This window comes from Dietzia sp. 2505 (assembly GCF_040546785.1).
In the GTDB taxonomy this organism is placed as follows: domain Bacteria; phylum Actinomycetota; class Actinomycetes; order Mycobacteriales; family Mycobacteriaceae; genus Dietzia.
Map to the genome: position 1 here is coordinate 94,928 of NZ_JBEPON010000005.1, position 25,675 is coordinate 120,602.

Genomic DNA, 25,675 nt, shown 5'->3' on the forward strand with positions numbered 1-25,675 from the left:
GTCGGATATCGACTGGCACTCTACCCTCCCGAGTGCCAGGTACTAAAAGTCGAGGACGCCATGAGGGGTGACGACCCCGGTCACGGGCCGGTCGTGCGGTTCGGACGGGACGTGGTCGAGCACGTCCTCCGGATCCAGGACCGCCAGCAACCGGGTGTGCGGCCGGGCGAGGGCGAGCGTCCTGTCGTAGTAGCCGCCCCCGCGCCCGAGCCTGGAGCCCGTGCGGTCGACGGCCACCGAGGGCACCAACACCAGATCGGCGTCGGCGATCCGCCCCGGCCCCTCCGGCGCGGCGGACGGGACGGGGATGCCGAACCGTCCCGGCCGCAGGTCCGCCGGCCCGGCGTAGGCCGCCCAACCGAGCGGGCCGACAGCGGGGGAGACCGGCAGGAGCACCTGCGCCCCCGCCAGCGCGAGCGCCTCCGGCAGGTCCGGTCCGCCGGCCTCGTCGTCGTCGGGAACGAACGCGCAGACCACCATCCCCTCCGTCACCAGGGTGGCCAGGCACTCACGGATCGCCCGGTCACGCTCGGCGCGCACCGACGCGGGGACCGCCGCACGACGCATCCGCACCGCACGACGTACCGCGGACTTGTCCTGATCCATCACCCCAGTGTGCCGTCGGTGGTCCGGAGGTAGCGGCCCGGTCCGCCGTCTATGGTGTACGCCATGACGTCCACCGCCACTCCTGACTCGCAGTTCCGGACAGCGATCGTCCCGGCCGCCGGCCTCGGGACCCGGTTCCTGCCCGCCACCAAGACCGTTCCCAAGGAGCTGCTCCCCGTGGTGGACACCCCGGGGATCGAGCTCATCGCCGAGGAGGCGACCGAGGCGGGAGCGGGTCGGCTCGCGATCGTGACCTCCGAGCGCAAGGTCGGCGTGATGGCGCACTTCTCCGAGGACCAGGTCCTCGAGGACACGCTGTCCGACCGGGGCAAGGACGTCCTGCTGCACAAGGTCCAGCGCGCCCCCGGGCTCATCGAGGTGGTGGACGTGCGCCAGGACGAGCCGTTGGGCCTGGGACACGCGGTCGCACAGGTGGAGTCGGTGCTCGGCGACGAGGAGCAGGCCGTCGCCGTGCTCCTGCCCGATGACCTGGTCCTGCCGTTCGGGATCCTGGGCCGGATGTCGCAGGTCCGGGCGGCACGCGGCGGCAGTGTCCTGTGCGCGTTCGAGGTGAGCCCCGAGGACGTCTCCTCCTACGGGGTGTTCGAGGTCTCCGACACGGACGACCCGGCCGTCAAGCAGGTGCTCGGCATGGTCGAGAAGCCGGCCGCCGAGGACGCGCCGTCCAACCTCGCGGCGGCCGGGCGCTACGTGCTCGACCGCGCGATCTTCGACGCGCTCCGGCGCATCGAGCCGGGCGCCGGCGGGGAACTGCAGCTCACCGACGCGATCGATCTGCTGATCAACGAGGGGCACCCGGTCCACGTGGTTGTCCACGACGGCGCCAGGCACGATCTCGGCAATCCCGGCGGGTACATCAAGGCCTGCGTGGACTTCGCACTGGACAACCCGGCCTACGCCGACGAGCTGCGGGAGTGGCTGGAGGGCCGGCTCGGCCGCTGACGGCGCCGTCGCCGCGGAACGGCGCGGTCCGGGCGCTACCCTCTCCCACAGGGACCCGGTGGTCGGTCCGCCCGCCGGGGCGTGACTCCGCTGCACGGTCAGCGACTTTCGTACGGGAAGGGGACACCTGGTGCGCTCCGTCGAGGAACAGCTCGCGCTGGTGACGGCGGCCGCGGTCGCCCCGAGACCGGTACGCGTGTCGATCTCCGAGGCGCAGGGCCTGCTGTGTGCCGAAGAGGTGGTGGCCGAGCGCCCGCTGCCCTCGTTCGACCAGTCCGCGATCGACGGATACGCGGTACGCAGTGTCGACATCCGGGTCGGCGGCCCGGTCGATGACGCCGGGGACGCGTCCGGCGGGCCCGCCGGGCTGCCCGTCGTCGGGAGGATCACCGCGGGATCCCGTCAACCGACCCGCCTGCAGCCCGGGCAGGTCGTCCGCGTGGACACCGGTGCGCCGCTGCCGACCCTGGCCGACGCGGTCCTCCCGGTCGGTTGGGCCGTGGCCGAGGGCCAGCGCATCACCCCGACCCGCGGCGTGGGCAGCGGTGACTACGTCCGCCGCGTGGGCGACGACGTACAACCGGGCGACGTCGCGGTGCGCGCGGGGGCCATCATCGGCCCGGCCCAGGTGGGCCTGCTCGCCTCCGTGGGGCGGGCCAAGGTTCTGGTGCACCCCAAGCCGCGTATGTCCGTGATCTCGGTCGGTGACGAACTCCTCGACGTCGACGGCCAACCGGGCACCGGCCAGGTCTACGACGTCAACTCCTACGCCCTCACCGCGGCGGGCCGCGACGCCGGGGCGGACGTGCACCGGGTGGGGATCGCCAGCACCGAACCCTCGCGGCTGCGCGAGGTCCTCGAGGGGCAGCTCGTCCGCAGCGAGCTCGTGGTGGTCTCCGGCGCGGCCGGCGGAGAGGCCACCACGCGGATCCGCCAGGTCATGGAGGAGCTCGGACAGATCGAGGTCAACCGCGTGGCCATGCATCCCGGGTCGGTACAGGGCTTCGGGCGGCTGGGGCGCGACGAGGTCCCCACCTTCCTGCTTCCGTCCAATCCGGTGAGCGCACTCGTCGTCTTCGAGATCATGGTCCGGCCACTGATCCGCATCGCGCTGGGCAAGCGCCAGCCGATGCGCCGGACGGTCCGGGCCCGCACCGTCGCCCCCATCTCCTCGGTGGAGGGCAGGCGCGGATACCTGCGCGGACAGCTCATGCGGGACACCGACACCGGCGAGTACTTGGTGCGGGCCCTCGGCGGCGCGCAGGGGTCCTCCACGCACCTGCTGGCCTCGCTGGCGGAGGCGAACTGCCTCGTGGTGATCGACCCCGACGTCTCCGCCGTCAGGGCGGGCGACGAGGTGGACGTGATGTTCCTCGCCCAGCGCGGCTGAGCCCATGTGGAACGTCCTGGCGCCCGACGCCGTGGCCCACCCCGGGTGGCCCCTCGAGGCCGGCCCGCTCCGCGTGCGCGCCGGGGTGGTCACCCTCCGCCCCGTGCGGCGTCGCGACGGCCACGACTGGTCCGCGCTGAGGCTCGGCGAGCGCGACCACCTCGAACCGTGGGAGCCGACCGTCGACGGTGAGTGGCGGGACAACAACACGGCCCGCGCGTGGCCCGGGATCCACTCCCAGCTCAGGCGTCACGCCCGCGCCGGTGCCTCCCTGCCCGCCGCCATCGAGGTGGACGGCCGGTTCTGCGGGCAGCTGACCGTGGGCGGGATCGTGCGCGGCGCGCTGCACTCGGGCTGGATCGGCTACTGGGTGGGTCGCCGCTTCGGCGGGGGCGGGGTGGCCACGGCCGCCCTCGCCCTGGGCATGGATCACGCGCTGGGGCCGGGTGCCCTACACCGGATCGACGCGACGGTCCGGCCGGAGAACACCGCCAGCCGCGTGGTGTTGGAGCGATGTGGTTTCCGCGAGGAGGGTCTGCTGCGGCGGTATCTCCACGTGGACGGGGAGTGGCGCGATCACCTGTTGGTCGCACGCACCCGGGAGGAGCACGGCCGGGGCGCCGTGGCCGCCCTCGTGGCCTCGGGTTTCGCCCGCCGGGTCTGAGGATGTGCTGAGCATCGTGACCAGCGGCGCGTCGCCACGGGGCGGGGCCCGGCCGCCGTTACGGTTGGGACCTCACCACGACGTCCCGTGTCGGGGTAGACGCTCGAGGAGGCCTGATCGATGTCGAGCTCACTGCTGATCATCCTGCTGGTGGTGGTCTGGCTGTTCGTCCTCGCGCCGATGCTGATCCGCTCGCGCAACCCCATCCGCCGTACCGGCGACGCCCTGGCCCAGACCCGCACCCTGTACTCCGGTGGGTCGGGCCGACTGGTGCCCAGCCGCGGACGCGCCTCCGGAGACCCGGTCCGGGCGGAGTCCGAGGAGACGCTCTTCGGTCTGCCCTCCGGCTCGGGCGCCACCGACGCCGAACTGCTCGACACCGACACGTGGGGTCACCTGCTGGAGCAGACCCTGCGCCGCGAGGCCGCCGGCAGGCGCGGTGAGGCCGTGCGCCGGGTGATGGAGGAGCGTCGGAACCCGGGGACCGGTGACGCCGCGTCCGGGGACGACACCTCTGCCGAGGAGGTCACCACGGAGATTCCCGCGGTCGTCGTGGCCGACAGGTCCCGGAGTGCCTCGTCGGCCGGGACCGGCGCCACACACGTCGCCACGGAGGCCGGTGCGGGCGAGGGATCGGTGGACGAGACCCGCCGGCCGAACGTCGTCGACGGCGAGGTGATCGAGTCCCCCGCGGGAGAGCGGACCTCCTCGCGCGCCGACCACGCCGAGGACGCGGCGGGGATCGATGCCGAGGCCGTACTCGTCCACCGTGGCCGCCGGCGTCCGGCCGAGCCCGAGGTGGAGCTCACCGACGCGGACCTGGACTTCGCGGAGCGCAGGCGTGGCCGCGGCGCGTATGACCCCATGGCCGATCGTCAGGCCGCCGAGCAGCGCGCCCACGCGCGCCAGCGGACCGCGCTGATTCTGGTGGCACTGGCGGTGGTGGCCGTGATCGCCGCGCTGGTGACCGTTCCCGCCGTCTGGTGGTTCGCCGGGGGCGCGGTTCTGCTCCTCGCCTCCTACCTGACCTACCTGCGCCGCCAGGTCCGCCTCGAGGAGAGTCTGCGCCGTCGTCGCGTGGAGCGCATGCGTCGCGCGCGACTGGGCGTGGAGTCCCGCGAGGACGACGAGCTCTCCGTGGTGCCGCCCCGGCTGCGCAGGCCCGGTGCGGTGGTGCTGGAGGTCGACGACGAGGATCCGGCTTTCGACATGCTGGACACCTTCGACCGCGAGCAGGAGACCGACCCCGGTCGTCGGACTCACGGTCCGGATCACCGGACCGCGCACCGCGAGCCGCTCCGGCGCGCGGTCGGCTGACCTCCGCTCGCGCCTCCCGGCGTCCTCGTCGAGCAGGGTCTCATCGAGCGGGGTCTCGGCTTCCGGGGCCCGGTGGTCAGGGCCGTCTGCGGTACAGCACGACGCCGTCCTTGATCGTGGCCGTCTGGACACCGTCGGGGCCGACCGCCTCGCGGGGGCGGATCTCCTCCAGGACGACCTCCCACGCCGCCGGGTCCAGGGCCAGGTCGGCCACGTCCTCGGCGGGCGTCGGCAGGACCGGGTGGGCGGCGCCGTGGCCAGGGTTCTCGCCGTGTCCTGCGTGGTCCCCGCCGCCCGGCCGGTTCGCCCACGGCGGGATGTCCGCCTCCGACTCGAAGACGTGGGAGACCAGCAGCAGGTGGCCGCCGGGCCGGACCCACTCGGCGGCGCGTCGCAGTATCCGCGTGCGGGACAGGTCGACGGGGGAGTGGAAGAAGCTGGCGGTGACGAGGTCGAAGCGCTCGTCGGTGGTCCAGGTGGTCAGGTCGTGGGCCACCCAGTCGATCCGGTCGGCCACTCCTCGGGCGGCCGCCGCCCCCGCTCCTCGGGAGACCGCCGTGGGGGACAGGTCCACCGCGGTGACGTCCCACCCCTGCCCGGCCAACCAGACCGCGTCGCCGCCCTCACCGCAGCCCAGGTCGAGAACCGATCCGACCGGGAGCGCGTCGACCACGGCTGCGGTGGTGGCGTTGACGGCCCCGGACCACCGGGGTCCGTTGTCGGCGTACTCGCCCTCCCAGTGCTCGGCCGGGGATCCGGTCGCGCCCGGAGTGGCCGTCGCCTCGGCTGCGTCCTCGAGCGCGATGTCGAAGTCCTCGTTGACCAGCATCATGTTGACCATCCCGCCGGCCATCGACCCCGCGGCCATGGACACGGGCACGGTCGCACCCGGGTTGGCAACGTTGCCCACCGCCCAGATGCGGGGGTGACCGGTCGCCCCGAACTGGTCCACGGCCAGTGCCGTGCCCATCGGGTTGGTGGCCCGTTCCAGAGTGAGTCCATCGAGGAACTGGTCGTGGGGTCGCGCCACGGGTGCCGCGAAGATCGCATCGAGTGCGATCTCCCGGCCGTCAAGGAGCCGGACCCCGCTCAGGCGGCCGTCGGTGGACAGGACCCTGTCGACGGGGGTCGACTCGAGTCGGACGCCGCGGGCCCGGAGTCGGGCGGCCACCTCGGCGTTGGGACCGTTGCCGGATTCGTCGATTCCAGCGGTGAGGAAGACCAGGTCGTCGGTCCACTGCCGCACGAGTTGGGCCTGGTGCGTGGACATGGCGGACGTACCCAGCACCGCGATCCTGCGGCCGCGGACCTCCCAGCCGTGGCAGTAGGGGCAGTGGAGGACGCTCGTGCCCCAGTGCTCCTGCAGGCCGGGGATGTCCGGCAGCTCGTCGGTCTGTCCTGACGCGACGACCAGGGCGCGTGCAGTCCCGGGCGCCGCGTCGGCGAACTCGACGGTCAGGCCGGCCCCGGTCTCGCCGTTCGCCGCGTCGTCGACCCCGCTGTCCCGGACCACGGTCACAGACCCCGTCCACACCGTCACGTTGTACTCGCGGAGCTCCTCCCTGCCCCGGCGGAGCAGTTCCAGCGGGTCCACTCCCTCGTGGCCGAGCACGCCGTGCATGTGGGCGGCGAATCGATTGCGCGGCTCGCCGGCGTCGACGACGAGCACGCGGCGGCGTGCCCGCCCCAGCATCAGCGCCGCTGACAGCCCCGCGGCCCCGCCGCCGATCACGATGGTGTCCCAGTGTTCTTCTGTGTGCTTGTTCGTGTGCATGACAACAGTTCACGCCGGGTGTGCGTAAACTGCAAGGAGGTTTGCACTATTGGCATGGAGTTGTGTGGTGACGGAGGAACTCAGGCAGGTCGGGACGCGGTTGCGGGCGTATCGCCACAGCAAGGGGTGGACCCTGGAGGAGTTGGCCGAGCGCGCGGCCATGTCGGCCAGCACGCTCTCCCGTCTCGAATCGGGCAAACGGCAGGCCAGTCTCGAGCTGCTCCTGCCGCTCACCCGCCAGTTGGGGATCAGCCTCGACGACCTGGTGGCCCCGACGACGGTCGACCCCAGGGTGCGGCGTCCGGTGATCCACCGGAACGGCATGGTCATCGCCCCGCTGGCGCCCGAGGGGTCCTCGGTGGGGACCTACAAGATCACCTACCCGCCGGCGAGTGCCGCGCCCGAACCCCGGGTCCACGACGGCTACGAGTGGTTCTACGTCCTGTCTGGAAAGCTGCGCTTGGTTCTGGGCGACCAGGAGCTGATCCTGACCCGCGGTGAGGCAGCGGAGTTCGACACCAGGGTCCCGCACAGCCTGTCGGCGGCCGGCGCGCGGCCGGCGCAGGTGATCAGCATCTTCAACGACGACGGGGTGCGGATGCACACGCACACCGCCGACTCGTGAGGCCCCGCGCTCCCGGTTTGGAAGGTCGGCCGGGCGTGCTGGTAAGGTGTTCCACGCTGCTCGAGAGGGTGGCACCGCTTCCCGGAAGGGCGGCAACACGGTCCGCGAGGGCCGTGCGGGGCTATAGCGCAGTTGGTAGCGCGTCTCGTTCGCATCGAGAAGGTCAGGGGTTCGATTCCCCTTAGCTCCACCCAAGGACCACGAGTTCAGAGGCCGTTTCCGCTCAGGCGGGGACGGCCTTTCCGTTTTCTCGCGTCGCACCAGGTCGGGTGGCGCAATACGCTCCCGGAGTCGCCGGGCGTTCCGGCATGCTGGATCGACGTGACCCCCCAGCGAAGTGACTGCGTCGGAGGTACCCAGACGAAGAGGGCATGCACACACAACGGCCCCGTTCTGGGCGGCACTGGGCCTCGTCCGTCCGCCGATGGTCGGGCGGGGCAGGTCTTCCGCTATCCGAGGAGTCAGATGTGGCGACTTACACCGTGCGCGTCCACGCGCAGTTCTCGGCGGACCCCGCGGATGTCCTGAGGTTGGAGTCCGACGCCGCGCAGTGGCGGCAGTGGGCGGGTGCACCGCTGGGGGGTTTCCGGCGGCAGAGGCGAACTACCGCGCTGGAGCCCGGAGTGGAGCACGTGTACGCGGTGCAGCCTAGGTGGCAGCTATACGACCGCGTCGGTCGCGTCACCGTTCGGGCACGACCCGCCGGCGGCGAGCTCGAGTGGACGTGCTCCTTCCGCTCGGCCAACCGGGTCGTCGGTGTGGTGGCTGCCCGCATCGTCAAGGCCTCGGTCGCCGTGCTCGCCCGTCGGCTCGTCGCGGAGGCCGACCGGCGGATCACCATCACCCGCAGGCCGAGTATGCCGTCGCGGCTCCAGCGTGCTGGACTTCGGTTGATCGTCCGTCCCGTGCTAACCGTGGTGCCGTTCGACGAAAGGTGGATCCGGGCCCTGCGGGCCGTGGCCACCGCCGCATCCAGGCTAGGCGGCTCGCGACGGACGGCCAGGCCGGCGGTCGGGGTCCCTGTTGCGGGACTCTGGATCGACGGGCCAGCCGGCGCCCCGGGCCTGCTCGTCCTCCACGGTGGCGGTTATGTAGCCGGCTCATCCGACACACATGCCACCATGGCGACGACCCTCGCTCGTCTCTCGGGCGCGACTGCCTACGTACCTGACTATCGGCTCGCTCCCGAGAACCGTCACCCGGCCGCCCTTGACGATGCCGAAGCGGCGTTTCACCGTCTCGCCCAGCACGTCGGAGGATGCGAACGGGTCGCCATCGCCGGGGACTCCGCCGGCGGAGGCCTCGCTCTCGGACTGGTCGAACGTCTCCGTCGACGCTCGGAACGCCCGGCCGGTCTGGCGCTGATCAGTCCGTGGGTCGACCTCACCGAACCTCTCGGTCCCGCCCGCTCCGGTGGCGCCCTCGACCCGCTCATGCCCCCATTGGTCGCCCGGAACTGCCGTGATGCCTACGCCGGTGACACCCCGGTCGACGATCCCGAGATCTCTCCCTGCCGCCGGCCGCTCGATGAGAGCGCGCCCCCCGTGGCGATCGTCTGTGGCGGCGACGACTTCGTGGTCGACGACGTTCGCGCCTTCGTCGACACGAGCACTGCGCTCGGCGCGTCGATCGACCTGCGGGTCTGGCCGGGGATGATCCACTGCTTCCCCGTGGTTGCTGGAACCCCCGAGGGGGCGTCTGCCCTGGCGGTGCTGGGCGCGCACATCCGTGACGTGACGACCCGGCGGTGACCATCCGGGCGTACCCGCCCGTCGCCGGCCCGGCGCACGGGACCCATACACTTTGTGCGTCGACCGCCCGGTGTGCGGCGGGGCTCGGCTCGAGGGAGAAGAACATACTCGTGTACGGCAGTACAGGAAAGTGGCTGTTCCTCGCCGCGGCGATCGCACTCGAGGTGGCGGGCTCGCTCTCGTTGAAGGGGGCGCTCACGACGCCCGCGCTCTACGCGATGGTGGCCATCGGGTACGTGGGCGCATTCGCCTTCCTCGCCCTCACCCTCCGGGCGGGCGTGCCGCTCGGGGTGGCGTACGGCATCTGGGGAGCCTCCGGCGTCGCTTTGACGGCGGGCCTGTCGTCCCTGATCTACCACGAACCACTGACCCCGCTGATGCTCGCGGGAATCGCGGTGATCATCGCCGGTGTGTTGTGCGTCGAACTGGGCTCCCAGCGTGCCCGGGCACGCGCCGAGGGGGTCGGCTGATGGCATGGGCCTACCTCGCCGTCGCGATCTCCTTCGAACTCGCCGCGACGCTCTCGCTCCGGATGGCGGTCGGCAACGCGCGGTGGTACGCCGCCGTCGTGCCCGGTTACCTGGTGGCCTTCGTCTTTCTCTCCCTGACCCTGGCCGAGGGGATGCCGCTGGGGGTCGCCTACGGCATCTGGACGGCCGCCGGCGTGGCCCTGGCGGCGGTCCTGAGTCGGCTGCTCTTCCGCGAACCCCTCACGCCCTTGATGGGAGCGGGGATCGTGCTGATCGCCGGCGGCGTGTTGCTCGTGGAGCTGGGCGCGGGGGCCTGAGGGCAGCAGCCCCGATCGTTAACACGGGGTTCACCATCACCCCGATTCGCGCGGACGCGTCTGAGTAATGTTCTGCGTCATGGCGACACCCGCGCCCGAGGGCGACGACGGACCCGAGACCCCCTCGACGGTTCAGAGATACATCGACGAGACCCCCCGCTGGCGGGACGGCACCCCGGCGGGCGCGGGCGGCATGACGAGCATGCAGGGAAGGATCTGGTGGCTCGCCTCGGCGGGGAAGTTCTTCGAGGGGCTGATCGTGTTCCTCATCGGGGTGGCCCTGCCGCTCATCACCGCGTACTGGTCGCTCTCGGCGGTGGAGACGGGTCTGCTCACCGCGGCGCCTCTCGCGGGGATCATGGTCGGGGCGACAGCCCTCGGCGGGCTGTCGGACCGGTTCGGCCGCAGGCAGATGTTTCTCATCGAGATGGTGCTGTTCACCGTGTTCCTGCTCGGCGCGACCCTGGCGCCCGGGTTCGCCGTGTTCCTGGTCTGCCTGTTCGGGATGGGCACCGCCCTGGGGTGCGATTATCCGACCGCCCACGCGATGATCTCCGAGACACAGTCCACCGCCGGCCGCGGGCGCATGGTGCTGTCGGCGTTCGCGTTCCAGGCGGTCGGGGCCGTGGCGGGGACCCTGGTCGGCGTCGCGATCCTCAGCACCACCGACTCGCTCGACTCCTGGCGGCTGATGTTCGGCGTCGTCGTGGTGCCGGCGGCACTCGTCGCCGTCGGCCGGTTGTTCATCGTCCAGAGCCCGCACTGGCTCGCGAACATCGGCCGCCACGCCGAGGCCGAGGTCGAACTGAGAAAGCTCCTCGACCGCACGCCGCAGTACCCCTCGGTCGTGACGCTCTCGGCCGAGGCGGGCGCCGACGAGACCGCGACGAAGGACGTACGCGTGCTGTTCCGAGCGCCGTGGCGTCGGTCGACCATCCTGGCATCGGTCCCGTGGTTCCTCCAGGATCTGAGCACCTACGGCATCGGCATCTTCACGCCGACGATCATCGCGACCACGCTCGGGAACGTCGCCAGCAGCGAGTCCTCGTCGTCGGCCATCATCCACAAGGATCTACTCGGCGCCAAGGGTGCCGCACTCATCGACGTGTTCCTCCTGGTGGGCATCCTGGTGGCCATCGTGCTGGTCAACCGGTGGGGGCGCATGCGGTTGCAGATGCTGGGGTTCCTCGGCTGCGCGACCGGGCTGGCGATCGCCGCGTCGTCGACCCTCGTCCACGGGTCGATGCAGACGGTGCTCGTCTTTGCCGGCTTCATCCTGTTCCAGTTCATGACCAACCTCGGGCCCAACTCCATGACGTATGTGGTGGCGGGGGAGGTGTTCCCGACCGCCCTGCGCGGGACGGGTGCGGGAATGGCGGCGTCCATCGCCAAGTCGGGCGCGGTGCTCACCTCGTTCCTGTTCCCGATCCTGCTGGTCGCGTGGGGCACCAGCGCCGTCCTGGCGATCCTGGTTGGAACGTCCCTGCTCGGGGCGATCATCACATGGCTGTTCCGCATCGAGACCACCGGCAGGAGCGTCGAGGAGATCGACTCGATGTACGAGCAGCACCCGGCATCGGCAGAGCTCGCTCAGCGCTGATACCGGTCAGCCCGCCTATGGCACTGTGGGCGGTATGCCGTCTCCCCGGATCGTCATCACCTTCTGTACGCAATGCCGGTGGATGCTCCGCGCCCAGTGGTACGCGGGCGAGTTGCTCCAGACTTTCGAGGGCGAGATCGGCGAGGTCGCGCTCGTGCCCGCCACCGGCGGCACGTTCCGGATCGATGTAGGCGACGAGCAGGTCTGGAACCGCAAGAGGGATGGGGGGTTCCCCGAGATCGCCGAACTGAAGCGGGCTGTCCGAGACCTCGTCGCTCCGGGGAAGTCGCTCGGTCACGCCGACCGGATCGAGCCCACCGACTAACCACGAGGGTCCGCCCTGGGGGATCCGGATGGCGCCCGTTCGCCGTGGACGCACCCGTAATCCACGCAAAATCCACTTTCAGGTAAGCGAACTCTGATGTTCTGGAGTGCAGGCGGTGACCGCCGCCCCCCAACGACTCCAGGGAGCGCGACATGTCCGGAAGACTTCTCACCGTGTGCGGCGTAGCCGCCGTAGCCCTCCTCGCGAGCGCCGGTACGGCGTCCGCACAACTCGGCTCCGTCACCGGTTCGCTGCCGGGGTCGACCAGCGGGCCGGTCGGCTCCACGGCCACCGCGGTCTGCAACGTCGGTAGCGTGGCCAATCTCGCCGGGGCCGGGCTGCCGACCAGCGCGGTCTGCTCGGTCGCACCGGCGTTGGGCAAGTCGATCGACCACCTGCTCGCCGGAGACACCAACGGTTCGGTCGCCGCGCTCGTCGGTGGAGTGCCGGGGGTGGGGAGCGCGCTGGAGAGGGTGGTTCCGACCGAGTCCGCGGCAGACCTGGCGGATCAGGCGCTCGCCGGGATCGACTCCACCTCGCTCAACCCCCCGGGCTGAGCAGGCCGGCCTGCGGCAGAAGGTCGGTCAAGACCGGTCGGCGCTTTGCACTCAGTGCAAAAGTGCTGGCCAAAGCGCGCGATCGGCAGATTGGAACGCGTTATAGTTCGCCTATGACCCTCGCACCCGGTAGTCCTGCCCCCGATGTGTTCAGCCCGGCGAAGATCGGAAACGTGACGCTGCGCAATCGCATCGTCAAGGCCGCGACGTTCGAGGGCCGCTGCCCCGAGGGCCGGGTCACCGACGAACTCATCGGGTTCCACGCCGAGTACGCCCGCGGCGGCGTTGGCATGACGACCGTCGCCTACCTGGCCACCTCGCCCGAGGGGCGGACCGACCGGCACCAGTACCACTGGGGCATGGACGACGGCGGCATGCTGCGCAAGCTCACCGACACCGTGCACGCCGAGGGCGCCGCCGTCTCGGCGCAGGTCGGCCACGCTGGGGCGGTGGCCAATTCCGCCTCCAACAAGATGCCGGCGATGGGGCCGTCCCGAATCCCGGCCCCCACGGGCATGTCCCTGACCAAGGCCTGCACGGAGGCGGACATCGACCGGATCGTGGAGGACCACGTCCGAGCGGCCCGCGGGGCGGCGGCGGCCGGGTTCGACGCGATCGAGGTGCACTTCGGGCACAACTACCTCGTGAGCGAGTTCCTCAGCCCCAAGCTGAACAAGCGCAAGGACTCCTACGGCGGGTCCCTCGAGAACCGTGCCCGGTTCGCCCGCCGCATCGGCCGCGCCGTCCGCGACGCGATGGGCGACCGGATCGCGGTGACCATCAAACTCAACATGGACGACGGCGTGCCCGGCGGCTTCTGGATCGACGAGGCCGTGCAGGTGGCCAGGTGGCTCGAGGAGGACGGTTCGGCGGACGCCCTGGTGATGACCGTGGGCAGCTCCCTGCTCAACCCCATCTACCTGTTCAAGGGCGACGCGCCGCTGCACGAGTTCGCCGCCACCCAGCCGACGGTCATCAAGATGGGCATGAAGGTCGTCGGGCCCAGGATGTTCAAGGAGTATCCCTACACGGACGCTTATATGCTCGACGACGCCCGCCAGATCCGCGAGGCCGTCACTCTGCCGATGATGCTGCTCGGGGGGATCGTCGACCGACCGTCGATCGACAGGGCGATGAGCGCGGGATTCGAGTTCGTGGCCATGGGGCGCGGCCTGCTGCGCGAGCCGGACCTGCCCAACAAGCTGAGGGCCGATGATCGTCGTCGTTCCCTGTGTGTGCACTGCAACCGGTGCATGGCCACGATCTACAGCGGGAGCCGCTGCGTGCTGCGCGACTACGTGCCGCCCGTCCCGGTGCGCGGCTGACACCGACCGGCATCGGACCGACTGCCTGACACCGGCGTCAGACCGGCTGCCTGACACCGGCGGGCCGCTACGGTGGAACCCCAGGAGGCCCGCTCGAGCGACCCGGGCCGGAAGGGAAGCACATGTCGAGGCGACGGATCACCGACTACCGTGGCACGACCTGCGTGGTCACCGGAGCGGCAAGCGGGATCGGCCGCGCCGTGGCGATCCGGCTGGCGGGCGAGGGCGCGCGGCTGGTGCTGACGGACCGCGACGCCGACGGGTTGGAGACGGCGGCACAGGCCTGCCGGGACGCGGGTGGCGCGGTGCTGGCCTCCGAGACCGTGGACATCACCGAGCACGAGGCGGTGATGGAGTTCGGCGAGAACATGATCGCCGCGCACGGCTCTCCCCACGCGGTCTTCCACGTCGCGGGCAATTCGGCGTGGGGGCGGCCCGACCTGCTCGAACACCGCGTCTGGCGGTCCATGGTCGAGGTCAACCTCATGGGCACCATCCACGTGATCGAGGCGTTCGTCCCGGCGATGATGGCCGCGAAGCGACCCGCCGCGCTGGTCATGGTCTCGTCCGCCGCGGGTCTGCTGGGTCTGCCGTGGCACGCCGCCTACAGCGCCGCCAAGTTCGGCATCCGTGGCATCGCCGAGGTGCTCCGCTTCGACCTGGCGCCCTACGGGATCGGCGTGCACCTGGTGTGTCCCGGCGGCGTGGACACCCCGCTGGTGGAGACCGTCGAGATCGCGGGCGTGGACCGTTCGGACCCGCAGGTCGCCAAGACCGTGGACCAGTTCAGACGCCATGCCGTCACGCCGGAGGTCGCCGCCGAGAAGACACTCGAGGGCGTACGCAAGGGGCGCTACATCGTCTACACCTCGCGGGACATCAAGCTGGGGTTCGCCGCCCAGAAGTTCGCGCCGCCGCTCTACATGCTCGCGATGAGGCTCCTGAGCCGTCGCATCAACAAGGCCGGCGAGGGAATCCTCCCGTGAGGGGGATGGAGACCCTCAACGACGCCGCCATCCTGCTGGCCAGGCTCGGGCTCGGCGCGGTGTTCGTGGCCCACGGGTGGCAGAAGTTCTTCACACTGGGACTGAGCCGGGTGGGCGAGCAGTTCGCCGGGTACGGGATCCCGCAGCCGGAGGTGACCGCCGCGGTCGTCGCCGGGGTCGAGCTGATCGCGGGGATCGCACTCATCGCGGGCATCCTCACGCCCCTGGCCGGGATCCTGCTGGCGGTGGACATGGCGGGAGCCCTGTACTTCGTCCACGCCACCAACGGGCCCTTCGTCACGCAGAACGGCTGGGAACTCGTGGTGGCGCTCGGGGTGGGCGTGTTGCTCGTCGCGGCGGTCGGGGCGGGCCGGTTCAGCATCGACAGGGCACTGGGCGGGTAGCGCCGGCGTCGCTCGTGGTGGGACCGGCCGGGGCTCGTGGCTAACGCCAGGACGGCAGCCAGAGCTGCTGGTTCCATTCCGTTGAGGTGATGGGCATCCCCGACAGGATGGGCAGCATGTAGAGGAAATTGGCCACCACGAGCGCCAGATAGAGGCACACGATTGCCCGCCCGATGGTCTTGCGCCGTGGGGAGTCGGCGGACTTGCCGGCGATCTCGCCCAACACCAGCGCGACCAGCATCACGAAGAACGGCACCATCACCGAGGCGTAGAAGAAGTACATCTGGCGGTCGTGCTGGAAGAACCACGGCAGGTAGCCGGCCATGTAGCCGACGAGCGGGAACGCGTACCGGCCGTCGCGGCAGATCACCGCCCGCCAGAACGCCCAGCCGAGTACCGGGATCGCGAGCCACCAGATCGCGGGCGTGCCCAGGAGCATGATGGCGCGGACGCAGGACTCCTGGCCGCAGCCGGTCACGTCCTCGCCCTGTTCGACGTAGTAGAGCATCGGCCGCAGGCTCATCGGCCAGGTCCACGGCTTGGACTCCCACGGGTGTCGGTTGCCCGCCGAGGTGGTGAGCGAGGAGTGGAAGTCGAGCACGGATGACTGGTAGTACAGCCACGACTGGAGCGAGTCGGGCAGCCAGTTGTCCTCGACCTTGGACCCCACCGCGTGCCGATACACGGAGTTCTCGCCTGCGAACCACGGGAGCCAGGTGAACATGTGGATCAGGGCGGGCCAGATGACGAGCGTGAGGAAAGCCGGGACGGCATCCCGGAGCAGAGTGCCCGCGAGAGGTCGCCGCACCCCATAGCGACTGCGCAACGCCCAGTCCCAGGCCACCGTCATGAGGCCGAAGAACGCGACGAAGTACAGACCCGACCACTTGACGCCGAGCGCCAGCCCGAGCATGACGCCGGCGGTGAACCTCCACCAGCGGAAGCCCAGTCGAGGCCCGAAGTCCGACAGGTGGAGCCGACCGGCGAGCGCGGCGCGGTGCATGCGTCCGCGCATCTGGTCGCGGTCGACGAGCAGGGCACCGGCGGCGGCCGTGACGAACAGGACCTGGTAGATGTCGAGCATGCCGATGCGGGAGGTCACGAAGGTGACCCCGTCCAGGCACAGCAGCAGGCCCGCGACCAGACCGAGTTGCGTGGAGCGGGTCAGCCGCCTGGTGATCCGCATGACCATGAGGACCACGAGCACGCCGCAGATCGCGGCGGTGAACCGCCAGCCCAGTGGGGTGTAACCGAAGAGCAGTCCGCCCAGTGACTCGATCTGCTTGGCGACGGGCGGGTGGACCACCAAACCGTAGGCCGGGTTCTCCTCGATCCCCAACTGCGCGATGCTGAACGACTGCGGTGCGTAGTGCTTCTCGTCGAAGACCGGGGTGCCCTCGTCGGTGGCGGAGGTCAGGCCCCAGAAACGCGAGAGGAAGGCAAGGACCAGGATGACGCCGGTGGCGATCCAGTCGCGGGGGGTGTCGACCGGCCCGGTGTCCGGATCCGGGAGCGGGCGGCCCGGGGATCGCACGCCTGGGGTCGAGGTCACACCGCGAGCATAATGGGGGCCTTCCCGGCACCGGGGACACGGGCAGGGCGCGGGCGAGACTCCGGCGAGACGCGGGCGCGGACATCGACGACCGGGTATGGGTGCGACCGGGGATAGGGTGGAGCGCATGACGTCCGGACGTGTCGTGTTGGCGGCCACCCCCATAGGGAATCCGGGCGACGCCTCCTCCCGGCTGAAGGACCTGCTCGCCACCGCCGACGTGGTGGCCGCCGAGGACACGCGGCGTCTGCGTGGGCTCGCCACGGCGCTCGGGGTGACGATCCCGGGCCGGGTCATGAGCTTCTACGAGCACAACGAGACGGGCCGCGTCCCCCAGCTGATGGACCGGGTCCGCGCCGGTGACGTGGTGGCCGTGGTGACCGACGCCGGGATGCCCGCGGTCTCGGACCCGGGATATTCGCTGGTCACCGCCTGCATCGAGGCCGGTCTCCCGGTGACCTGCCTCCCCGGCCCGTCGGCTGTCACCACGGCACTGGTGCTCAGCGGCCTGCCCGTGGACCGGTTCTGCTTCGACGGATTCCCCCCGCGCCGCGCGGGTCGTCGCCGGACCTGGCTGGCGCGGCTGGCAGCGGAGGAGCGCACGTGCGTGTTCTTCGAGTCGCCCCACCGCCTCGGGGACACGCTCGCCGAGGCGGCGGAGGTGCTGGGCCCAGGTCGGCGCGCGGCGGTGTGCCGCGAGCTCACCAAGACGTACGAGGAGGTCCTGCGGGGCACGCTCGGCGAGCTGGCCGAGCGGACCGCCGGCGGGGTGCGCGGGGAGATCGTGGTGGTGATCGAAGGGGCGGACGCCGCGGACTCCACCGCCACGACCGAGGACCTGGTCGAGATCGTGGAAGAGCGGGTCGAGGCGGGAGAGCGGCTCAAGGACGCGTGCGCGGCCGTCGCCGAGAGCTCGTCACTGACCAAGCGGGAGCTCTATCAGGCGGTCGTCGACTCGCGGGGCTGACCACCACGCCGCGCCCGCGCCCACGCCGCGCCCTACCGCCCACGCCGCGCCCTACCGCCCGCGCCGCGCCCTGCCGACTACCAGGGTGCCGGTCCGCCGCCCCAGGTGAACGCGGCCTTGTGCACGCACTCGTCCCACTCGGCGTCGGGGTCGGAGTCGATGGTGATGCCGCCGCCCACGCCCAGTTCCACGCGCCCGTCGGGAGTGGCCTCCAGGGTGCGGATGGCCACCGCGAGCTCGAGGTCCCGGCCCAGGGCGAGGCCGTACGCCCCGCAGTGCAGGCCCCGCGACCGCGGTTCCCACCCGGCGATCAGCTCGCGGGCCCGTGCCTTCGGCGTCCCCGTCACCGAGGCCGGGGGGAAGGTGGCCTCCACCAGCGCGGCGTTGTCCGCGGTCGTGCGGGCGGTGACGGTGGAGACCAGGTGGTGCACGCCGGGCGCGGGACGGATGGCGAGCAGATCGGTCACGGTCACCGACCCGACGTCGGCCACGCGCCCGAGGTCGTTGCGGACCAGGTCCACGATCATGATGTTCTCCGCGATGTCCTTCGCCGACCCCAGCAACAGTGCCGGGTCCAGGTCCGCCGCCAGCGTGCCCTTGATGGGGCTGGACCGCACGTCGTCGCCGCGGCGTACCAGGTATTCCTCGGGCGAGAACCCGAGCACGGCGCCCCAGGGTCCCTCGAGGTACGCCGAGCGTGCGGCGGGGGAGTGACCTGCGATCGCGAGGAAGGTCTCGAGCGGGTCCGTCCGGAGCCTGCCGTGCAGTCGCGTGCTCAGACAGGCCTGGTAGACCTCGCCCGCGCGGATCGCCTCGAGACAATCCGTCACGGCCGAGCGGTGCGCCCCGCGGTCCGGCGCGGCCCAGTCCGGGAGGCGGCCGGCATGGTCCGGGCGATTGCCTTCATGGTCCGGGCGACTGCCGGTCCGGTCGTCGTGGTCGTCGTCGTTCTGCTGGTCGTCACGTCGGGCGGGGCCGTGGTCGCGGACCACCTGCGCCGGGTCGGGGGCGTCGCCGTGGCGTGTCCACCGGCCATCGCCGTCGAGGGTGAGCCATCCGGAGGCCTCGCCGCGCACCGCGGCCGGGAGCGGTGGGGCGGCGCCGGGCACGGTGTCGGGGAAGGACCGGTAGACGACGACGAGGTGGTCGCTCTCCACGAACGCCGACTCCTGCGAGACGGGCCGGAGATCGACCGACGGGACCACCACGGCGCGGCGATCCCGCCAGTCACCGAGGAAGGCGGCCGGGGGCGGCAGGCCGTGTGACCGCGCCCGTTCTCGCAGCGCGCGGAGCAGCTCCGGGACGGGTATCAGAGGCTCGCGCACCCGTTCATGCTTACACGCACCTGTGCTGGTGAAGAACTTATTATCTTGCACAGCGCCGAAGTTGTTGACAAGGTTTCAGGAATGTCCACCTCAAGAGAACAGAAGAGTGACCCCGGGAACACGCCACCTTCCGCGCCGACCACCAAGCCGGGCGCAGACTTCGCGGTGATCGTCCCCGCCGCCGTGATCGCCCTGATCGTGGTGGTGTGGGGCTTGTTCTACACGGTGTCGTTCGAGAGCGCCGCGGGCCGGGCGTTCGACGTGGTGGTCCACACGGTGGGCTGGTTGTTCATCGTGGTGGCCACCACGGTCGTGGCCTACACCGTCTATCTGGCGTTCTCCCGCTTCGGCGGGATCCGGCTGGGAGGCGACAACGAGAAGCCTGAGTACTCCACCCGATCCTGGATCGCCATGATGTTCGCCGCGGGCATGGGCATCGGGCTGATGTTCTACGGCGTGTCCGAACCGCTCACCCACTTCCAGACCCCGCCGCCGGGCCAGGAGCAGCAGTACGACGTGGCCATGGCCACCACCGCCTTCCACTGGACCCTGCACCCCTGGTCCATGTACGCGATCGTCGGCCTGGCGCTCGCGCTGGCGGCCTACCGCTTCAAGCGCGGCCACCTGATCTCGCAGGCGTTCGTCCCGCTCATCGGCGAGAAGCGGGCCAGCGGATGGATCGGCAAGGTGCTGGACATCGCGACGGTCGTGGCCACGATCTTCGGCACCGCCGCCTCGCTCGGCCTCGGCGCGCTGCAGATCCGGGCCGGGCTGAATGAGACCGGTGCGGTCAGCGGGGGCGGCATCGCGCTCGTCGCGGGCGTCATCGTGGTGCTGGGACTGGTGTTCCTCGCCTCCGCGGCCTCCGGGATCGGTAACGGCATCCGGATCCTGTCCAACATCAACCTGGTGCTGGCGATTTCGCTCGCGCTGTTCGTGGCCATCTTCTCCGGCGCGCTGTTCTTCATGCTCGACCTGATCCCCACCACCATCGGTGCGTACTTCTCCGACTTCTTCGAGATGGCCTCCCGCACCGCGGTGAGCGAGAACGGTGAGGCGGCCGAGTGGCTGTCCGGCTGGACGGTCTTCTACTGGGCCTGGTGGATCTCCTGGTCGCCCTTCGTCGGGATGTTCCTCGCCCGGATCAGCCGGGGCCGCACGGTCCGCGAGTTCATCATCGGCGTGGTCCTGATCCCCAGCACCCTGTCGGTGGTGTGGTTCTCGATCTTCGGCGGGTTCGCCCTGTATCTCGAGGACGCCGGCCGGAGCATCTTCGGCGACGGTTCGCTCGAGCCCCAGCTGTTCAACCTGCTCCGCGAACTGCCCCTCGCGCCGGTGCTCATGGTGGTCGCCATGGTGCTCATCGCCGTCTTCTTCATCACCTCGGCCGACTCGGCGTCGATCGTCATGGGCGGCATGGCCCAGCACGGGGTCGAGGAGCCGTCACGGTGGATCGTCATGCTCATGGGTACCTTCACCGCGGCGGTCGCGATCATCATGCTCCTCGCGGGTGACGGCGGCGGGGACGCGCTGTCGAGTCTGCAGAACATGACCATCATCGCCGCGTCGCCGTTCGTCCTGGTGCTGATCGCCCTGTGCGTGTCGATCCACAAGTCGCTCTCGCACGATCCGGCGGCAGAGAACGCCTGACGCGGGCCGGGTGCACTCCCGGCACGGCGGCCGCGGACGCGACCACTACTCTGGACGCATGGCGAAGACAGTCCTGACCGCGGTCGCATGGCCGTACGCGAACGGCCCCCGGCACATCGGTCACGTCTCCGGGTTCGGGGTGCCGTCGGACGTCTTCTCCCGGTACCAGCGGATGGCCGGCAACGACGTGCTGATGGTCTCGGGCACCGACGAGCACGGCACCCCGCTGCTCGTGCAGGCCGAGAAGGAGGGGGTGTCGGTCCAGTCGCTCGCCGACCGGTACAACCGGGTGATCGTCGACGACCTGGCCGGACTGGGGCTGAGCTACGACCTGTTCACCCGGACCACCACCCGGAACCACTACTCGGTCGTGCAGGAGCTCTTCCGGGGCCTGCACCGCAACGGGTACATGGTGGCCAAGACCACCACCGGGGCGGTGAGCCCGTCGACGGGCCGCACCCTGCCGGACCGGTACATCGAGGGCACCTGCCCGATCTGCGGCTACGACGGCGCCCGGGGTGACCAGTGCGACAACTGCGGCAACCAGCTCGACCCGGCGGACCTGAAGAACCCGGTCTCCAAGATCAACGGGGAGACCCCGAAGTTCATCGAGACCGAGCACTGGTTCCTGGACCTGCCCGCGCTCGCGGACTCGCTGGGGGACTGGCTCAAGGGCCGGAAGGACTGGCGGCCCAACGTCCTGAAGTTCTCCCTGAACCTGCTCGAGGACCTGCGTCCGCGGGCGATGAGCCGGGACATCGACTGGGGGATCCCGATCCCGGTGGAGGGCTGGCAGGACCGGGGCGACAAGAAGCTCTACGTGTGGTTCGACGCCGTGGTGGGCTACCTGTCCGCCTCGATCGAGTGGGCGTGGCGCTCCGGAGAGCCCGAGGCCTGGCGACGCTGGTGGACCGACCCGGAGGCCGTGTCGCACTACTTCATGGGCAAGGACAACATCACCTTCCACTCCCAGATCTGGCCGGCCGAGCTCATCGGCTACGACGGCCGGGGAGTGCACGGCGGCGAGCCGGGGGCGCTCGGTGCGCTCGGCCTGCCCACCGAGGTGGTCTCGTCCGAGTTCCTCACCATGTCCGGGTCCAAGTTCTCCTCGTCGCGGGGCGTGGTGATCTACGTCCGCGACTTCCTGGCGGAGTTCGGTCCCGACTCGCTGCGGTACTTCATCTCGGTGGCCGGCCCGGAGAACCAGGACACCGACTTCACCTGGGACGAGTTCGTGCGACGCACCAACGCCGAACTGGTGGGCGGCTGGGGGAACCTGGTCAACCGCACGGTGTCGATGGCACACAAGAACTTCGGCGAGATCCCGCGCCCCGGCACCCTGACCGACCTCGACGCCGAGCTCCTGCGCGACGCGGAGTCCGCGTTCGCCACGGTCGGTGGCCACCTCGAGCGCTCCCGCTTCAAGGCCGGTGCCACCGAGGCGATGCGGATCGTCGGCGCCGCGAACCGCTACATCGCCGCGACCGAGCCGTGGAAACTGGCCAAGGAGCCGGACCAGCGCGAGCGCCTGGGCACCGTGCTGCACACCGCCCTGCAGGTGGTCTCCGACGCCAACACCCTGCTCACCCCGTACCTGCCGTCGGCCGCGCAGCAGATCCACGGCGCGATCGGCGGACAGGGCGTCTGGGCCGCGTCGCCGCAGGTCCACGAGGTGACCGACGACATGCCGGTGGACCTGGTCGGGACGGGCCTGCCCGAGGCCGGGCGCAGCTACCCGGTGATCATGGGCGACTACGCCTCCGAGCAGGCCCGGTGGACGCGCACCGCGCTCACCCCCGGGACCCCGCTGGCCAAGCCCAGCCCGCTGTTCGCCAAGGTCGATCCCGAGCTCGCCGAGACCGGGCCCGCCTGGGCGCCCATCCAGACGGCGGAGTGACCGGCACCGATGGGTAAGCGCAAACCCCGCCCGACCCCCGTCCTCCCCGAGCTGCTGCCCGGCCTGGTCGACGCCCACACCCACCTGTACTCCTGCGGCCACCGCACGGCGGACGAGGTGCGCGCCGCCGCCGACCGGGCGGCCCTGGCCGGGGTGGCGGCGATGGTGACCGTGGGCGACGACCTGGCCGAGTCGGAGGCCGTGGTGGCCGCCGCCGAGGCCGACGAGCGGGTGTACGCCGCCGTCGCCGTGCACCCCACCCGGGCACGGGAGCTCACCGACCCGGACAGCGGTCCCGCCGTGCGCGCGCGACTGCGCGAGTTGGCCGCCCACCCCCGCGTGGTGGCGGTGGGGGAGACCGGCCTGGACCACTACTGGGTGGGGACGATGGACGGGTGCGCCGACCCGGCCGAGCAGGAGGAGTCGCTGCGGTGGCACGCCGGGCTCGCCGCCGAGTTGGGCAAGTGCCTGATGATCCACAACCGTGACGCCGACGACGACCTGATGCGCGTCCTCGGCGAGGTGGCCGGCCCGGGGTCGGGCATCCCGCACGTGATGCTGCACTGCTTCTCCTCGCCGATCGAGGTGGCACGGGAGGCGCTGGACCGCGGGTACGTGTTGTCCTTCACCGGCAACGTGACCTTCAAGGCCAACGAGCACCTGCGCGAGGCCGCCCGCCTGGCCCCCGCCGGGCAACTGCTCATCGAGACCGACGCCCCCTACATGGCGCCCGAGCCGTTCCGGGGCGCCCGCAACGAGCCGGGCCTGGTCGGGTACACGGCCCGGGTCGTGGCCGGGGTGCGGGGGCAGACGCCCGAGGAGTTCGTCGCCGAGGCCGCGAACACGGCCCGCGAGGTCTTCGGGCTGACCGTCTGAGTCCCCGGACACGGGAGCCGAGGCCCGGGACACGGGTGCGGCTCCCGCGGACCGGCCCTGTGGCGCGTGTGGCTCATGCGCCTGCCGGGAACAATGTAACGAAACGTGATCTGCCCACCTCGTCGTCGTCGCATGTCAGGCGCGTCACGTTGCCCCTGCGGCTCCGGCTCGTTACGCTATCGTGATGAAACGCGGACGCTCGTATGGGCGTCCGCGGGCTATGCGAGGAGAGAACTGACCAGTGGTTGAAGCTTCCCGGACCGACACCCCCACGGGCGCGAGAGGTGTCCTGGCCCCGATCCACCGCATCCACAGGTCCCGCTCGACCATGCTGCGGCTGTCCGTGGCCGGCATGCTCACCACCCTCGTCGTGGGCGGCGTCGCGGCGCTGGACCAGCGCACGGCCTTCACCCTCGAGGTGGACGGCGCCCCGGTCGAGCTCGTGACCTTCAAGTCCGACGTGCGCGCGGCGATCGAGGACGCCGGGTACAGCGTCGACGAGCGCGACGTGGTGGTGGCGCCCGGTGACCGCATCGACGACGGCGACACCGTGACCCTGCTGCGCGCCCGGCCCGTGACCGTCGAGGTGGACGGGAGCAGCGAGCAGGTGTGGACCACCGCCGCCACGGTCGCCGAGCTGATCGCCGAGCGCGACGACGTCCCGCCCCGCAGCTACGTCACCCCCCGCATCGACGCCGAGGTCCCCCTCGACGGCGCGCAGGTCTCGGTGGTGACCCCCCGCGAGTTGCTGCTGTCGGACAACGGCGCCCCGGCCGCCCCGCTCTCCTCGCCCGGCGACACCGTCGGCGAGTACCTCGAGCGGGCCGGCATCACCCTCGGCCCGCTCGACACCGTGGAGCCCCCCGCCGACGCGCCCGCCGCCCCCGGCACCGAGGTCACCGTCACCCGCGTGAGCACCTCGGAGGAGACCGTGGTCGAGCCGTTCGACGTCCCCGAGCAGGCCACCGACGATCCCGAGGCGACCGAGGGTGAGCGCACCGTGGTCGAGCCCGGCGCCCCCGGCGAACGCGAGGTCCGGTACACCGTGACCCTGGTCAACGGCGTCGAGACCGAGCGCGCCCGCGGCGAGGAGAAGGTCCTCAGCGAGCCCCGACCGGCGGTCGTCCGGGTGGGCACCAAGCCCCGCCCCTCGGCTCCCGTGGTCTCGAACGGCGGCGTGTGGGACTCGATCGCCCAGTGCGAGTCGAACGGCAACTGGAGCATCAACACCGGCAACGGGTACTCCGGCGGCCTGCAGTTCGCCCCCAGCACGTGGACCGGCCACGGCGGCGGCCAGTACGCCCCCAGCGCACACCTGGCCACGCGGGAGCAGCAGATCGCGATCGCCGAGAAGGTCCGCGCCTCGCAGGGCTGGGGCGCCTGGCCCGCCTGCACCTCGAAGCTGGGCCTGCGCTGACCGGTCCGGACGCGACCTTCCGCGGACAGGCCGATCTCCTCGGCCCCCAGGAGGTGCGCGCGCTCGCCGGAGAGCTCGACCTGAAGCCCACCAAGTCTAAGGGGCAGAACTTCGTCCACGACGCCAACACGGTCCGCAGGATCGTCACGGTCTCCGGGGTGGGGCGCGGTGACACCGTCGTCGAGGTGGGCCCGGGGCTCGGTTCGCTGACCCTGCCGCTGCTCGACGCCGCGGGGCGGGTGGTGGCGATCGAGATCGATCCGGTACTGGCCGAGCGGTTGCCCGTGACGGTGGCCGAGCGTGCACCGGAGCTCGCGGGGAACCTGACCGTCGTGACCGCCGACGCGCTCGCCGTGAGCGCATCCGAACTCGGCGAGCCGGAGCCGACGGCCCTCGTGGCCAACCTGCCCTACAACGTGTCCGTCCCGGTGCTGCTGCACCTGCTCGCCGAGGTGCCGACGCTGCGTACCGCACTGGTGATGGTGCAGCTCGAGGTGGCCGACCGGTTGGCCGCCGCACCCGGGTCCCGCGTTTACGGCGTGCCGAGCGTCAAGGCCGGGTTCTTCGGCACAGTCAGGCGCACCGGGACCGTGGGGCGCAACGTCTTCTGGCCGGTGCCGAACGTCGAGTCGGGGCTGGTGCGGATCGACGCGTACGAGACCCCGCCGTGGGACCTGGGTGAGGCGCACCGCAAGCGGGTGTTCGCGGTGGCCGATGCCGCCTTCGCACAGCGGCGCAAGACCCTGCGTGCGGCCCTGTCCGGCTGGGCCGGGTCCGCCGCGGAGGCCGAGTTCGCGCTCGTCGAGGCGGGGGTCGACCCCAAGGCGCGGGGGGAGCAGCTCACGACCGCCGACTACGTGCGCATCGCGGAGGCGGCGCGGCGACTCGGGATAGGGTCGGCCCACCGCGAGCCGTAG

24 protein-coding genes and 1 tRNA gene are annotated in these 25,675 nt (G+C 71.2%); 21 read left to right on the plus strand and 4 right to left on the minus strand.

Annotated elements, in window-relative coordinates:
- Positions 1–42 precede the first annotated feature (42 nt).
- Entirely contained in the window at positions 43–606 is a 564-nt protein-coding gene (locus ABIE38_RS11170; protein ID WP_354056256.1) for a 5-formyltetrahydrofolate cyclo-ligase, read from the minus strand.
- Between the two features lie 63 nt (positions 607–669).
- Here ABIE38_RS11170 and ABIE38_RS11175 point away from each other — a divergent pair, with 63 nt between their 5' ends.
- The 4 genes from ABIE38_RS11175 to sepX all read left to right on the plus strand — a co-directional run bounded on the left by ABIE38_RS11175 (position 670) and on the right by sepX (position 4,940).
- Positions 670–1,569: a UTP--glucose-1-phosphate uridylyltransferase gene (locus ABIE38_RS11175; RefSeq protein WP_354056258.1), complete on the plus strand. Its 900-nt coding sequence runs from the start codon at positions 670–672 to the stop codon at positions 1,567–1,569.
- A gap of 130 nt (positions 1,570–1,699) precedes the next feature.
- Positions 1,700–2,959 (plus strand): molybdotransferase-like divisome protein Glp, encoded by a 1,260-nt coding sequence (gene glp / locus ABIE38_RS11180; protein WP_354056260.1) that lies wholly within the window; start codon positions 1,700–1,702, stop codon positions 2,957–2,959.
- 4 nt (positions 2,960–2,963) lie between these two features.
- Positions 2,964–3,623 (plus strand): GNAT family N-acetyltransferase, encoded by a 660-nt coding sequence (locus ABIE38_RS11185; RefSeq protein ID WP_354056262.1) that lies wholly within the window; start codon positions 2,964–2,966, stop codon positions 3,621–3,623.
- Positions 3,624–3,743: 120 nt separating this feature from the next.
- Positions 3,744–4,940, plus strand: coding sequence for a divisome protein SepX/GlpR (gene sepX / locus ABIE38_RS11190; protein ID WP_354056264.1), 1,197 nt, complete (start codon positions 3,744–3,746; stop codon positions 4,938–4,940).
- Between the two features lie 76 nt (positions 4,941–5,016).
- Here the strand turns inward: sepX and ABIE38_RS11195 are convergent, their stop codons facing one another.
- A complete protein-coding gene (locus ABIE38_RS11195; RefSeq protein ID WP_354056266.1) occupies positions 5,017–6,714 on the minus strand; it encodes an FAD-dependent oxidoreductase in 1,698 nt (565 codons plus the stop codon).
- A gap of 67 nt (positions 6,715–6,781) precedes the next feature.
- Between ABIE38_RS11195 and ABIE38_RS11200 the strand changes: the two genes are divergently transcribed.
- From ABIE38_RS11200 to ABIE38_RS11250, 11 genes are all read left to right on the plus strand, one after another.
- The gene (locus tag ABIE38_RS11200; RefSeq protein ID WP_354056268.1) at positions 6,782–7,339 is read left to right on the plus strand and encodes a helix-turn-helix domain-containing protein; all 558 of its coding nucleotides are present in this window, start codon (positions 6,782–6,784) and stop codon (positions 7,337–7,339) included.
- A gap of 117 nt (positions 7,340–7,456) precedes the next feature.
- Positions 7,457–7,529 (plus strand) — tRNA-Ala (locus ABIE38_RS11205).
- 277 nt (positions 7,530–7,806) lie between these two features.
- Positions 7,807–9,090: an alpha/beta hydrolase gene (locus ABIE38_RS11210; protein ID WP_354056269.1), complete on the plus strand. Its 1,284-nt coding sequence runs from the start codon at positions 7,807–7,809 to the stop codon at positions 9,088–9,090.
- A 110-nt stretch (positions 9,091–9,200) separates the two neighbouring features.
- Positions 9,201–9,560 (plus strand): DMT family transporter, encoded by a 360-nt coding sequence (locus ABIE38_RS11215; protein WP_354056271.1) that lies wholly within the window; start codon positions 9,201–9,203, stop codon positions 9,558–9,560.
- Positions 9,560–9,877: a DMT family transporter gene (locus ABIE38_RS11220; protein WP_354056273.1), complete on the plus strand. Its 318-nt coding sequence runs from the start codon at positions 9,560–9,562 to the stop codon at positions 9,875–9,877. Before ABIE38_RS11215 ends, ABIE38_RS11220 begins: the two co-directional genes overlap by 1 nt.
- Positions 9,878–9,956: 79 nt before the next feature.
- Positions 9,957–11,477, plus strand: coding sequence for an MFS transporter (locus ABIE38_RS11225; protein ID WP_354056275.1), 1,521 nt, complete (start codon positions 9,957–9,959; stop codon positions 11,475–11,477).
- Positions 11,478–11,511: 34 nt separating this feature from the next.
- Positions 11,512–11,802: an Rdx family protein gene (locus ABIE38_RS11230; RefSeq protein ID WP_354056277.1), complete on the plus strand. Its 291-nt coding sequence runs from the start codon at positions 11,512–11,514 to the stop codon at positions 11,800–11,802.
- Positions 11,803–11,954: 152 nt separating this feature from the next.
- Positions 11,955–12,359 (plus strand): hypothetical protein, encoded by a 405-nt coding sequence (locus tag ABIE38_RS11235; RefSeq protein ID WP_354056279.1) that lies wholly within the window; start codon positions 11,955–11,957, stop codon positions 12,357–12,359.
- 113 nt (positions 12,360–12,472) lie between these two features.
- The gene (locus ABIE38_RS11240) at positions 12,473–13,684 is read left to right on the plus strand and encodes an NADH:flavin oxidoreductase (protein ID WP_354056280.1); all 1,212 of its coding nucleotides are present in this window, start codon (positions 12,473–12,475) and stop codon (positions 13,682–13,684) included.
- Positions 13,685–13,806: 122 nt separating this feature from the next.
- Positions 13,807–14,670, plus strand: a complete 864-nt coding sequence (locus ABIE38_RS11245; RefSeq protein WP_354056282.1) for an SDR family oxidoreductase — start codon at positions 13,807–13,809, stop codon at positions 14,668–14,670.
- Between the two features lie 5 nt (positions 14,671–14,675).
- The gene (locus ABIE38_RS11250; protein ID WP_354056284.1) at positions 14,676–15,074 is read left to right on the plus strand and encodes a DoxX family protein; all 399 of its coding nucleotides are present in this window, start codon (positions 14,676–14,678) and stop codon (positions 15,072–15,074) included.
- Positions 15,075–15,114: 40 nt separating this feature from the next.
- Here ABIE38_RS11250 and ABIE38_RS11255 read toward each other — a convergent pair whose 3' ends face one another.
- Entirely contained in the window at positions 15,115–16,626 is a 1,512-nt protein-coding gene (locus tag ABIE38_RS11255) for a dolichyl-phosphate-mannose--protein mannosyltransferase (RefSeq protein WP_354056286.1), read from the minus strand.
- 127 nt (positions 16,627–16,753) lie between these two features.
- Between ABIE38_RS11255 and rsmI the strand changes: the two genes are divergently transcribed.
- Positions 16,754–17,593 (plus strand): 16S rRNA (cytidine(1402)-2'-O)-methyltransferase, encoded by an 840-nt coding sequence (gene rsmI, locus ABIE38_RS11260; protein ID WP_354056288.1) that lies wholly within the window; start codon positions 16,754–16,756, stop codon positions 17,591–17,593.
- Between the two features lie 77 nt (positions 17,594–17,670).
- On the opposite strand, the gene ABIE38_RS11265 is transcribed toward rsmI, so the two are convergent.
- Positions 17,671–18,918 carry an aminodeoxychorismate synthase component I gene (locus ABIE38_RS11265; RefSeq protein WP_354056290.1) on the minus strand — a complete coding sequence of 416 codons (1,248 nt, stop codon included), beginning with the start codon at positions 18,916–18,918 and terminating at the stop codon, positions 17,671–17,673.
- 81 nt (positions 18,919–18,999) lie between these two features.
- On the opposite strand from ABIE38_RS11265, the gene ABIE38_RS11270 reads away from it, so the two are divergent.
- From ABIE38_RS11270 to rsmA, 5 genes are all read left to right on the plus strand, one after another.
- A complete protein-coding gene (locus ABIE38_RS11270) occupies positions 19,000–20,568 on the plus strand; it encodes a BCCT family transporter (RefSeq protein ID WP_354056292.1) in 1,569 nt (522 codons plus the stop codon).
- Positions 20,569–20,626: 58 nt separating this feature from the next.
- Complete coding sequence (metG, locus tag ABIE38_RS11275; RefSeq protein WP_354056294.1) at positions 20,627–22,465, plus strand: methionine--tRNA ligase; 1,839 nt, start codon at positions 20,627–20,629, stop codon at positions 22,463–22,465.
- A gap of 9 nt (positions 22,466–22,474) precedes the next feature.
- Positions 22,475–23,341, plus strand: coding sequence for a TatD family hydrolase (locus tag ABIE38_RS11280; RefSeq protein ID WP_354056296.1), 867 nt, complete (start codon positions 22,475–22,477; stop codon positions 23,339–23,341).
- Between the two features lie 241 nt (positions 23,342–23,582).
- Entirely contained in the window at positions 23,583–24,758 is a 1,176-nt protein-coding gene (locus ABIE38_RS11285) for a resuscitation-promoting factor (RefSeq protein WP_354056298.1), read from the plus strand.
- Positions 24,755–25,675 (plus strand): 16S rRNA (adenine(1518)-N(6)/adenine(1519)-N(6))-dimethyltransferase RsmA, encoded by a 921-nt coding sequence (gene rsmA / locus ABIE38_RS11290; RefSeq protein ID WP_354056543.1) that lies wholly within the window; start codon positions 24,755–24,757, stop codon positions 25,673–25,675. The genes ABIE38_RS11285 and rsmA overlap by 4 nt, the downstream gene beginning before the upstream one ends.

Bases quoted from the DNA above. Each gene is read 5' to 3' on its own strand.
- ABIE38_RS11245 (WP_354056282.1), top strand. From the start codon at position 13,807: ATGTCGAGGCGACGGATCACCGACTACCGTGGCACGACCTGCGTGGTC.
- sepX (WP_354056264.1), top strand. From the start codon at position 3,744: ATGTCGAGCTCACTGCTGATCATCCTGCTGGTGGTGGTCTGGCTGTTC.
- ABIE38_RS11195 (WP_354056266.1), bottom strand. From the start codon at position 6,714: ATGCACACGAACAAGCACACAGAAGAACACTGGGACACCATCGTGATC.
- ABIE38_RS11170 (WP_354056256.1), bottom strand. From the start codon at position 606: ATGGATCAGGACAAGTCCGCGGTACGTCGTGCGGTGCGGATGCGTCGT.
- ABIE38_RS11185 (WP_354056262.1), top strand. From the start codon at position 2,964: ATGTGGAACGTCCTGGCGCCCGACGCCGTGGCCCACCCCGGGTGGCCC.
- ABIE38_RS11225 (WP_354056275.1), top strand. From the start codon at position 9,957: ATGGCGACACCCGCGCCCGAGGGCGACGACGGACCCGAGACCCCCTCG.
- ABIE38_RS11240 (WP_354056280.1), top strand. From the start codon at position 12,473: ATGACCCTCGCACCCGGTAGTCCTGCCCCCGATGTGTTCAGCCCGGCG.
- ABIE38_RS11230 (WP_354056277.1), top strand. From the start codon at position 11,512: ATGCCGTCTCCCCGGATCGTCATCACCTTCTGTACGCAATGCCGGTGG.
- ABIE38_RS11175 (WP_354056258.1), top strand. From the start codon at position 670: ATGACGTCCACCGCCACTCCTGACTCGCAGTTCCGGACAGCGATCGTC.
- ABIE38_RS11235 (WP_354056279.1), top strand. From the start codon at position 11,955: ATGTCCGGAAGACTTCTCACCGTGTGCGGCGTAGCCGCCGTAGCCCTC.
- ABIE38_RS11270 (WP_354056292.1), top strand. From the start codon at position 19,000: ATGTCCACCTCAAGAGAACAGAAGAGTGACCCCGGGAACACGCCACCT.
- metG (WP_354056294.1), top strand. From the start codon at position 20,627: ATGGCGAAGACAGTCCTGACCGCGGTCGCATGGCCGTACGCGAACGGC.
- ABIE38_RS11220 (WP_354056273.1), top strand. From the start codon at position 9,560: ATGGCATGGGCCTACCTCGCCGTCGCGATCTCCTTCGAACTCGCCGCG.
- rsmI (WP_354056288.1), top strand. From the start codon at position 16,754: ATGACGTCCGGACGTGTCGTGTTGGCGGCCACCCCCATAGGGAATCCG.
- ABIE38_RS11280 (WP_354056296.1), top strand. From the start codon at position 22,475: ATGGGTAAGCGCAAACCCCGCCCGACCCCCGTCCTCCCCGAGCTGCTG.
- ABIE38_RS11250 (WP_354056284.1), top strand. From the start codon at position 14,676: ATGGAGACCCTCAACGACGCCGCCATCCTGCTGGCCAGGCTCGGGCTC.